Raw genomic sequence first — 10,037 nt, 5'->3', positions numbered from 1 at the left:
GTGACCTGGACCCGGGTGGGGTCCTGCGAGGTCAGGGTCACGTAGCCGTGCCCGCTGATGTCCCCGACGAGGTCGGCCGCGTTGTCGTCGTCGCTGAACCGTGCGTGGACGGACGGCAGGGCGTGGCCGATGACGGGGTCCAGGGCGGTGGTGAGCGTGTCGTTCCCGAACCACCACCCCAGCATCTGCTGGTGCACCTGGAGCCTGCCGACGATGTACTGGTCCCCGACGGTGACTTGGAAGAGGAACACGCCGATGTCGTCGGGATGCACCACTCCGTTCGCATCGACGGTCGGCAGTCCGTCGAACCGGTTGCCGGTGGCCCGGTAGGGCGACATGAACTCGAAGGTGCGGTCCGCGGGCGCTACCGGGGTGAGCGTGTACGGGGCGACGGCGCCGGCCGTCTCGGTACGCCTGAACACGGACAGGGTGAGGGGTGGGGTTCCGGTGAGCGCCACGTGGAGATCGCAGTGCGGCAACAGCACCAGGTCGTCCAGAAGCTCTGCCATCTCGGCCCCCGCAGCCCGCCGTCACCCACGACTCCGATGGCTGATCTTTCATCCCGATCCGGAACTTGTCAACCTTATCCGGATACATAGGACAATAGGGCAATTGCCTTGAGAGGGAGCGGGATTCGACGGCGGGCACGGCGGTGCCGAACGGGTCGGTGACGGCAGTAAGGGCGGCAACCCGGAGGGCGGCGGCAGGCATGACGCCGCCGTCGCGCTCACGTCCGACATCACCCTGGCGACTCGACAGCCCGCCTCAGGGCAACCCCGGGAGGCGAAACAGCTGCCGGGGGCTGCCCTGAGGACCGGTCACTTTCGCCAGAACAAGTGGTGCGTCACCCCGCTCGGGCTGGGAACGACCTCCAGGTGGAACCGGTCGAGCAGCTCATCGGGGGACTCCCAGAGTCGCACTCCGGACCCGAGCTTCACCGGCGAGACCGCCACGTGCAGGGTGTCGACGAGGTCGGCGTCGAGAAACTGCCGGATGGTGGTGGCCCCTCCGCCGAGTCGGACATCCTTGCCCTGCGCCGCCTCCCGGGCCTGCTCCAGGACCGGGGCGGGGTCCCCATCGACGAAGTGGAACGTGGTGTCGGAAAGCGTGAAGGAAGGACGCTTGTGGTGGGTCAGGACGAACACCGGGGTGCGGAACGGGGGCTCGTCACCCCACCAGCCCTGCCACTCATGGTCCTGCCAGGGCCCGCGCTGGGGACCGAACTTGTTGCGGCCCATGATCTCGGCGCCGATGTTGCGCGCGTAGTCCCGCGTGAAGTAGTCGTCCAGGCCCCGGCTCCCCCCGGGGTCGGTGCGCATGGGCCAGCTCGCCGTGGCACCGGCCCAGGCGAATAGCCTCTCGGGCTCGACGTGACCGAACGGCCTCTCGAGGGTCTGGTCCTCACCAGCACCGATGCCGTCACTCGAGACGTTGAAGTTCTGAACTCTCAATAGCTGAGACACTCGTTCCTCCTGTGATGGGGCGATAACAGTGGTGAGACTCGCCGGGCCACGCAAACTCATCGCTGCCTCCGCGACCGGCCAGAAAATCGGCTGCCCAAGGGCTGTCCCGTAAATAAATAACCTTTGAGTCACCTCGGGCGTGCTTGACCATCGCGTGGCCCGCACGTTGATCCGGCGGGGGCGAGGTTGTACGTCCGGGCAATGCCGGGCACGGCGTGCGCACTCCGTCGCCTACGAAACGGGAGTCGCGGAGGATCTTCCCAGCGGTCGGCCGACCGGACGACGAGCCGGGTGTCGGCGACGCCGTCCACGATGAACACGGTGTCCTTGCCGAGCTGTTTGCGGGGCTGGAGCGCGAGCATAGGCCCAAGATGGTCGATCACCCGGTCCGCCGCGGATTTCGACACCCCGAACAGCGGGGCGAGCTGGCGCATCGTCAAGTTCGTGCCTCAGCAGGCGCGACCAGAAACGCCCGGCCCCCCAGAGACAAGGCCCCACGACCGATGCCTTGCGCCGGGCGAGCGTGCGCAGCCGGCCGAGTGCCTGTCGCGTGGCGATCCGTACCAGGTACGCGCGCTGGTCCCGCACCGTGTCGAGATCGACGCGCACCCAGCGCAGCCAGGTCTCCTGAAGGACGTCCTCCGCGTCCACCGCCGAGCCGAGCATCTCGTAACCGACGGTGAAGAGCAGGTTGCGGTGGGCGACGAACGCCTCGGTGGCGGGGTCGGGACGGAAGTCGCCCTCGACGACGGCACGAGCATGGACTTCGACTACGCGTTCCTCGCCGTGGCAGCACGGTGCGGCCGATGCCGGGAACGGTCCCGGTCGGCACGTGGGAGGCAGCGGAACAGGCACGCGTGGCGCTTGCCGCACTTCCCGCTGACAGCACCGTCACGGTGATCGGGGGCGGCGCGACGGGCGTCGTGGGCGACTGCGCGGCAGTCCCGGAGCCCGTTTCGCCTGTGCGCTCGCCACACCGCAGGGCGCTCACGCGGCCAACACCCTGGCCCGTCTGGTCGAGGGCCGCAAGCCCGAGCCGTACTCCCTGCGTTACGTGGCGCGGGCCGTCACCCTCGGACGGAACAACGCGGTGGGCCAGTTCACCCGCCCCGACGACAGCCTCCGGCGGGCCTACGTCACCGGGCTCACCGCAGTCGTCATCAAGGAACTGGCGCCCCGCGGCGCGAAGTACGGCGCCCGCACGGGCACCGGCGCCTGAACACCGGATCCAGCGCGACCAGGACGCCGCGCGCGTACGGCGGCCCGGACGGGCGGATCAGGACCGTGCCGGGATCGGTGCCGCCGCTCGGTCGCGGTACTCCACGGCGGTCAGGGCGACGCCGGAGACGACGGTCGCGGTGAGGAGCCCCGCCGCCATGAAACCGCCGCGCGAGCGCCAGGACAGCACCGACCAGCGGGACCCCGCGGACAACAGCGACCCGATGCTCAGCCAGGAGCCGGCGGAGAGCAGGGAGAGGGACGAGCCGATGGACGCGGCGGAAAGGGCGGAACCCACCGAGCCGATCGACAGGACCGAGCCCACCGAGCCGATGGAGAGCACCGAGCCGACCGAGCCGATCGACAACACCGAGTCCTTGGAGTAGAGGGAGAGGTAGGACCGGTCCTCCCGGCGCGCATGCGGTTCGGTCATGGGCTCATCCTGTCACGCGAGGGGTTCTCGCACCGTGAGCGGTCGTGGATGGAACGTCGCGGGAACCCCAGGACGCAGCGGACTTCCACCCGTCCAGAGGTACTCGCGCCCGGCATCGACGCGACGGCTGCTCATGGACGGGCTCATACCGTCTGTTCCCTCCGCTGTTTTCCGCGGATGAGGCGGACCACACCCAGCGCCACGGTCATGATCAGGCAGATCACGGACAGCCCGGCGAGACCCGCAACCGTCGGATTGACCCAGGAGGGGACGAGGTCGTGTTCGGCGTTGCACCAGTTGTGCAGCGGGAACAGCGGATCGTTGACGTGCTGCAGCGCGAACTCCGTGTCGTAGGAATCCCCGCAGACCGCACCAGTGACGTTCCCCCACCCGGACAAGACACCGAACGCGAAAACCGCGGCCGCCACCACCGCGCTGAGGATGGACCACAGCAGCCACCACACGGGGTGGAACAGCAGCTTCCCCCGGACCTCCTGCCACACCATCAGGAGCACTTCACTTACCCGCATTCCCCAAAGATACGATCAGGACGCGGGCCCTTGCGAGCCGGGGGCAGCGGGGTGCCTCCAGGAGTCGGCGGCGGCTTCGCGCTCGACCGCGGGTTCGGGTGCGTGCTCGTTCTCCGGCCACCGGACCGGCCGCCCTCCCACCGGAAGTTCGTGCCCGCCCGGCCCGGACAGGCGATCACGTTCGAAAACCGGAGCCTCTCGAGCGCATGCGTATCACTATCGGAATCGCCCCGGTCCGGATTCCGACGCTGGCGCAGAACCGCGCCCGGGCGGGCCCCACCAGGTCGCCGGCGCCCGGCGCGGAGCCCGGAGACACATGGTCCGCGCCGCCTCGGGCGCCACGTACGGCGTCCCGCGCATCACCGCCGAAATCTGTCGATGGTGGCTTGAAACAGCGCCGGCGCGCACGCGTCCCGCCGGACGCCTCTCCGTCCATCCGGAATTCCAAGCGGAATTCCAGATTTCCATTCGGAGCACCTTCCTCCAAATTCGTCTTCGCTGGAAGGATACGAATCGGCCATCTTGCCGGATGACCTCTTGAAGCGGCACTTCGCTTCTGCTTCGATGCTCTAACTGCGGCTGAGTTCTGACTGCTCATGCCGGAATCCGCACCTCCGACGAAGAGAGCGCGGGTTGATTTTTCCCTCGGTGCGACTGCAGGATTGCGGCACGTTCCGGGAGGTCCGGATGAATGGAGTCGTCAAATGAATCTCACACTGCTCGATCCGGTCGAAGTCGACGAGAGTTTCGACATCGAAATCGACTTCAACGGGTTTCTCGGGGTTTCCGTCCCCGAGATGAGGAGCAGCATGAGCTGTGCGAATACGGGGTACTGCTGCGTGACCGTATCGCCGACCAGTTGCGGCCAGACGTATCTCAACGGCGTCTCCATGTGTCCCACGTGCTAGACGTCCACCGCACGAGCGGCGCCGGCAGCTAGCGGGCCGCGCTACGGCGCGCGTGTCCGTCGCGTCGACGGGCACGCGCGCCCGGCGGGTACTCCTCTTCACAGCGAGTGGAAGCGTGAAACGGAAAAATAGTTCTGCTCCACCTGAAGGGCAAAAACCGGATCCACTCGCGGCAAGCGAATCGGAGTTGTTCGGGGCCAGACTGCGCGGTGCGGGCGGGTACGGCTCGCACGAGATGGCGCGGGCTCGTACGGAGATAGCCGATGTGATGCGGCAGCTCCCGTGGATGCTGCGTCGCGCGGCCGCCCTCGCGTGGTCCGCGGACCGACGGCGATCCGCAGCGCTTGCGGCCACCGAGGTGGCACGCGGCCTTCTGCTGGCGCTGGGCCTGGTCGCGACCAATCAGGCTCTGCTGAAGCTGTTCTCCGGCAATCCCACGCGGTCCCGTCTGGAAGCGGCGCTCCCGTCGTTGCTCGCGGTCCTGGCAGTGTCCGCGGTCATCTCGCTCTTGGGGGCGTTGTCGACCGCGCTCGCGGGGGCCCTGGAGCCGCAGATAGAGCGGCAGGCCATGATGTCCCTGCTGCGGCATTCCACGCGAGTGGGTCTTGCGACGGTCGAGGGAGGTGAATTCCAGCACCTGTTGCATTCGGCCCAGCGCGGGACGATAGCGGCCCGCCAACTGGTGAGCTACAGCGCACAGGTGGTCAATGCCGTCATTGTTTTCGTGTCCGCGGGATGCGTGATCGCGGCGCTGAAACCCCTCCAGGTGCCGCTTCTCGTCGCAGTGGTCGTCCCCAAAGCCTGGGGGGCGGCGAAATCGGTGCGCCGCATGTACGCGTCCACGCACACCTGGGTGGAACACACACGGCAGCAGCAGGTCCTCGCTCACCTGCTGATCGACAAGGAGTCCGCCCCTGAGCTCCGTGTCCACGGAGCCGCGGAGTACCTGCTGGGGCACTTCGACACCATGTCGGGCGCGTCCGCGCGGGAGCAGGCGCGTCTTGCCCGCGCGGAGGCGCGCACCGGTGTGCTGGCCGCGGCCGCTTCCGGCGCCGGCGCGGCCGTCGCGTACGCCGTCCTGTTCCTCCTGGTGCTGTGGTCCGAGATCCCGCTGGCCGCGGCGGGTACTGCCGCCATCGCGATGCGGACCGCCACCGGGAACCTCGGTGTGCTGGTCCAGCAGATCACCTACATGTACGAGCAGGCGCTCTTCTACAAGGACCTGGAGGAAGCGCTCGCGGTCGCCGCGCGGGCGGCGGTCCCGGCTGGTGGCACGCCGCGCGACACGGCACCGACGAGGATGGCCCTGCGGGATGTCGACTTCCGGTACGAAGGGAGCGGTGAACTTGCCCTGGCGGGGATATCCCTCGAGATAGAACGAGGGCAGATCGTGGCGCTGGTCGGCCCGAACGGCGCGGGCAAGAGCACCATCGCGAAATTGCTGTGCGGCCTGTACGACCCGGCACGGGGGCGCGTGGAATGGGACGGCGTCGATCTGCGCGACCTGCGACGCGGCGACGTGCACGACAAGATCGCCCTGGTCTCGCAGTCGTTCACACGCTGGCCCTTCACCGCCAGGACGAACGTGACCGTCGGACAGCCGGCGGCCCGCGATGACGATGCCAGGCTGAACTCCGCCGCGCTCTACAGCGGGTTCGACGAGGTCGTCGCACGGCTCCCGCACACATGGCAGACCCTGCTGGCCCGTGATTTCGTCGGCGGCGTCGAGTTGTCGGGAGGCGAATGGCAGCGGTCGGCATTGGCCCGGGCCGCGTTCAGGAACGCGGACATCGTGGTGTACGACGAACCCACGGCGGCCCTGGACCCGGAGACGGAGGTCCAGTTCTTCTCCCGCATCCGCCGACTCGCGCACGGGGGACGCACCGTCATCCTCATCACCCACCGCCTGGCCTCCGTGCGCCGGGCAGATCAGATCTTCCTCGTCGAGGGCGGACGGCTCACCGAATCCGGTTCCTTCGAGGACCTCATCGGTCGTGACAGTTCGTTCGGCCGGCTCTACCGGATGCAAGCCGATCAGTACCAGTACGCGAGCGCGGACCCCCAGTCGGCCGACACGCTCCCCTGAACTCATCACTCCCCCGTCGTCCCTACCGATACTGCGAGCCAGCGAGCCATGTATGCGTGACAAACCGTTCCGGGCCGTACCCGACCTGATGGTCCGGCTCGCCGCCTTCACCGCCGACACCGAGCTGCTCTCGGCGGTCCCCGAGACGACAGCGCCTCACGGGCAGAAGCTGGCCTATCTCAAACGCGTCGCCTCGATTCCTCCTGTGCGGGAGGCCATCGAGGTCTCCAGCGGTTCGCTGGCCCACGTGCTGGACAAAGCAGCCGCTGACGCGGACCTGTCCGCGGACAAGGTCGACCGGGCCACTCGGGCCGCCACCCGCTACCTGCTGCGCATGGTCCAGCGGCCCACGCCGTTCGGCGTTCAGGCGGGTGTGGCCGTCGCCAGGGTGTCCGAGGCCGCACGGTTCCGCCTGGGGACCCGGCACCGGAAGTTCGCGTGGCCGGACGCCGACTGGGCGGCGCGCGTGGCCGCGACGGAGTTCGACCGTAACGGCGGCGACGGCCTGTCCTTGACCGCGAACAACCTGTGCGTGGTGCGCGGGTCGCGCATCCTCCTTCCGGGAACCCGCGCACGCGACGCTGCCGCGGGTGAGGGAATCGGGGAGGCGTCCGTCAAACGGACGAAGCTCATCGCCTTCCTCATGCGGGCCTGTGACCGCGCCACCCCGTACTTCAGCCTCGTGGAGCTGACCGCCGGTGAGTTCCCCAGCGCCCCGGCCGGGGCCATCGAGCGAGCGGTCCGGGGGCTGGTGGCCGAGGGTTTCCTGGTCGCCGACAACCATCCCCGTCAGGACGACGCGCACTACGCGGTACTCGCCGATCCCCAGGCTCACCGGGCCGGTCGTATCGCGCGGTTGATCGCGGCGTACGAGCGCACCGCGCTGGGTGAAGGGCTACTGGCCTGGCAGACCGCGGTCCGGGAGATGCGGGACGTCGCCCCGTCCGACAAGTGGCCGCCGCTGCACGTGGTCCTCGCGATGGACGCCGAGGTCGCGGTGCCCGCGACCGTACTGCGGGAAGCCGAGACGGCGGCGGCCGCGCTGTGGCGCCTGTCGCCGAGCACGCGGGGCCCACGGAACCTGACCCAGTACCACAAGGAATTCCTCGAACGGTACGGCATCGAGCGCCTCGTCCCGGTGACCGAGCTGCTGGACCCCGTCCTCGGCCTCGGGGCTCCTGCCGGCTACGCCATGCCGCCGAGCAACCGGGACCCGGTCGACACACAGTCCGACCGGCGCCGCGACGAACTCCTGGCAGAGCTCGTCGGACGCGCCCTGCAGGCGCGCGACCGGGAGATCGTGCTGGACGAGGCGACCGTGGGAAGGCTTTCCTTCGAGGACGCCGACAGCGTGCCGCCCTCGCTCGACCTGTGCGCCCAACTTCACGCGGCCAGTGTGGACGCGCTGTCGCAGGGAGCGTTCTCGCTGGTCCTCGGCCCTGCGTGCGCCTCCCACATGGCCGGCGCGCTGTCGGGGCGCTTCCGCGAAGTGCTGGGCCAGGCCCCGGTGTGCCATCCCGTGGTCGGCGCGCCGGGGCCGGACGGCGGGCCGCGGGCGGCCCATTTGGTCTACCGTCCCCTCCTTCCACGGCCCGTCAACATCTCCCGGGTACCGGACGTCGCCGAGCAGCGCATCGTCGTGGGAGAGTTCACCGACCCCGACGACCCGTCGGTGATACCCCTGGACGATCTGGGGGTCGGGGCGACATTCAACGGCTTCGTGCTGAAGCGGCTCTCCTCCGGAGCGCACGTGGTGGCGGTCGTGCCGCACATGCTCAACCTCGCGACGTCGGCACCGAACGTGGCGCGCTTCCTCGGCGAACTCCACATGGTGGGGCTGCACATCTGGAATCCGTGGTACTGGGGACGCCTGGAGGTCCTGCCCTTCCTCCCCCGTGTCCGCCTTGGACGGACGGTCCTGGCCCCCGCTCGCTGGCGTCCCCTCTCTGAACTGATCGCGGCGGCCGGGGAACAGGACGACTGGGAGCCCGCTCTGCGGCAGTGGCGACAGGCGCTCGGGGTACCCCGCTTCGTGGAACTGGCCGTCGACGACAAACGGGTGGAACTCGACCTCGACCACAGCCAGCACCGGGAGTCCTTCCGCCACGAGCTGACTCGTCATCCCGATCTGGTGATCCTGGAGTCGTACGGCGACCGCGAGACCCGGTTCGGGTGGAGCGCCGGGCACGCCAACGAAGTCGTGTTCCCGATGGCTCCGAGTGCTCCGAAAACGACGGGGCCCAAGGCAACGGCACCGAAGGCCCCGGCGCAGAGGGTCTCCCGACGGTCCGCAAGGGCAGTCCACCACGTCGGCGGACGCTGGCTGTACGCACAACTCGCAGCCCCGCCGGTCCTCCACGATCACCTGCTGACCCACGAACTGCCCGCCCTGCTGGCCCGCCTCGACGGTTCCGTGGACAGCTGGCACTTCGTCCGCTACGCCGATCCCGACCACCAGTTGAGGATCCGGCTCCGCGCCACGGAGCGCGGCAGCTCGGCCGATCTCATGCCGACCTTCCACGACTGGTCGCACGGGCTCGTGGCCCGGAGCCTGGTGCGCGACGTCTCCCTGCACTCGTTCGAACCGGAGGTCGCACGATATGGCGGACCGGGGCCGTTCGAAGCGGCTCTGACACTGTTCTGCGCCGACAGCACCGCGGTGGTCGGGCAACTGCAACAGGCCGCTCTCGGCACGCCGACGGCACGCCGGGAGGTACTGGCGGCCGCGAGCTGCGCGGACATGCTCCGCGCGGCGCCGTTCGCGTCCTGGACCGACTGGGTTCTCGGCGAGTACCGCAAGCCGCCGCACATCTCCACGCGCCCCTTCCGGGCGGAGATGGCCGGGCTCGTCTCGGGAGCCGGCCACGGGCCCGCTGAGGCCATGTTCCCGGGGCAGCCGCTGGGCCAGGCCTGGGTGCGACGGGCCGCGGACATGCGGACGTACGGCAGCGCGTTGTCGTCCGCCGGCCTGCCGGACCAGGACGTGTCCCGGGCGGTGTCCAGTGTGCTCCACATGCACGCCAACAGGGTGTTCGGCCTGGCCAGGGAGGGCGAGGACATGACGTACGCCATCCTGCTCGACGCCATCCGTTCCTCCCGGGCCCGAGGGGAGCACTGATGGACGGCATGAGCCGGACGGCATCACGACGGACGGCGTCACGGTGAACGCCGGCACCGTGATCGAGCAACTGGCGCTGCGGCTCGCGGACCCCGACCGCGTGGTGCGGATCACCGACGCGCACAACGCCTTCGTGCCCCTTCCCGGAGGGGGAAGGAACCCCGCGTGGCATCCGGTCTCGCTGGCCGGCGGGTTCCCCGGACTCGCCGTCTTCTACGGTGAGGTCGCGGCACGCGACGCGTCGTATCGGCAGGTCGCACACGCGTACCTGCTCAAGGCAG

Annotated in this window: 8 protein-coding genes and 3 pseudogenes; 5 read left to right on the top strand and 6 right to left on the bottom strand. The window is 69.2% G+C overall.

Features of this window, described 5'->3' with window-relative positions:
• From ACFV0Q_RS31620 to ACFV0Q_RS31605, 4 genes and pseudogenes are all read right to left on the bottom strand, one after another.
• On the bottom strand, positions 1-509 hold a 509-nt coding region (locus ACFV0Q_RS31620; protein ID WP_385009955.1), incomplete at its 3' end, for a hypothetical protein.
• Between the two features lie 309 nt (positions 510-818).
• Positions 819-1,463, bottom strand: a complete 645-nt coding sequence (locus tag ACFV0Q_RS31615) for a dihydrofolate reductase family protein (protein WP_385009953.1) — start codon at positions 1,461-1,463, stop codon at positions 819-821.
• A 302-nt stretch (positions 1,464-1,765) separates the two neighbouring features.
• A pseudogene (locus ACFV0Q_RS31610) lies at positions 1,766-1,909 on the bottom strand (transposase family protein); the annotation flags it as partial.
• Positions 1,910-1,946: 37 nt separating this feature from the next.
• Positions 1,947-2,306: pseudogene (locus ACFV0Q_RS31605) on the bottom strand (sigma factor); the annotation flags it as partial.
• A 211-nt stretch (positions 2,307-2,517) separates the two neighbouring features.
• On the opposite strand from ACFV0Q_RS31605, the gene ACFV0Q_RS31600 reads away from it, so the two are divergent.
• Positions 2,518-2,682 carry a hypothetical protein gene (locus ACFV0Q_RS31600; RefSeq protein WP_385009951.1) on the top strand — a complete coding sequence of 55 codons (165 nt, stop codon included), beginning with the start codon at positions 2,518-2,520 and terminating at the stop codon, positions 2,680-2,682.
• Positions 2,683-2,739: 57 nt separating this feature from the next.
• Here the strand turns inward: ACFV0Q_RS31600 and ACFV0Q_RS31595 are convergent, their stop codons facing one another.
• Complete coding sequence (locus ACFV0Q_RS31595; protein WP_385009949.1) at positions 2,740-3,114, bottom strand: hypothetical protein; 375 nt, start codon at positions 3,112-3,114, stop codon at positions 2,740-2,742.
• A 143-nt stretch (positions 3,115-3,257) separates the two neighbouring features.
• Complete coding sequence (locus ACFV0Q_RS31590) at positions 3,258-3,644, bottom strand: hypothetical protein (protein ID WP_385009947.1); 387 nt, start codon at positions 3,642-3,644, stop codon at positions 3,258-3,260.
• A 704-nt stretch (positions 3,645-4,348) separates the two neighbouring features.
• Here ACFV0Q_RS31590 and ACFV0Q_RS31585 point away from each other — a divergent pair.
• From ACFV0Q_RS31585 to ACFV0Q_RS31570, 4 genes and pseudogenes are all read left to right on the top strand, one after another.
• The gene (locus ACFV0Q_RS31585; protein WP_385009945.1) at positions 4,349-4,552 is read left to right on the top strand and encodes a hypothetical protein; all 204 of its coding nucleotides are present in this window, start codon (positions 4,349-4,351) and stop codon (positions 4,550-4,552) included.
• Between the two features lie 268 nt (positions 4,553-4,820).
• Positions 4,821-6,638, top strand: a complete 1,818-nt coding sequence (locus ACFV0Q_RS31580) for an ATP-binding cassette domain-containing protein (protein WP_385009957.1) — start codon at positions 4,821-4,823, stop codon at positions 6,636-6,638.
• A gap of 52 nt (positions 6,639-6,690) precedes the next feature.
• Positions 6,691-9,756, top strand: a complete 3,066-nt coding sequence (locus tag ACFV0Q_RS31575; RefSeq protein WP_385009943.1) for a lantibiotic dehydratase — start codon at positions 6,691-6,693, stop codon at positions 9,754-9,756.
• Positions 9,757-9,799: 43 nt separating this feature from the next.
• Positions 9,800-10,037: pseudogene (locus ACFV0Q_RS31570) on the top strand (lanthionine synthetase); the annotation flags it as partial.

This window comes from Streptomyces sp. NPDC059564 (assembly GCF_042735575.1).
Classification (GTDB): domain Bacteria; phylum Actinomycetota; class Actinomycetes; order Streptomycetales; family Streptomycetaceae; genus Streptomyces.
The sequence above is the reverse complement of the archived record's forward strand: the minus strand, read 5'-3'. Positions and strand labels throughout refer to the sequence as shown.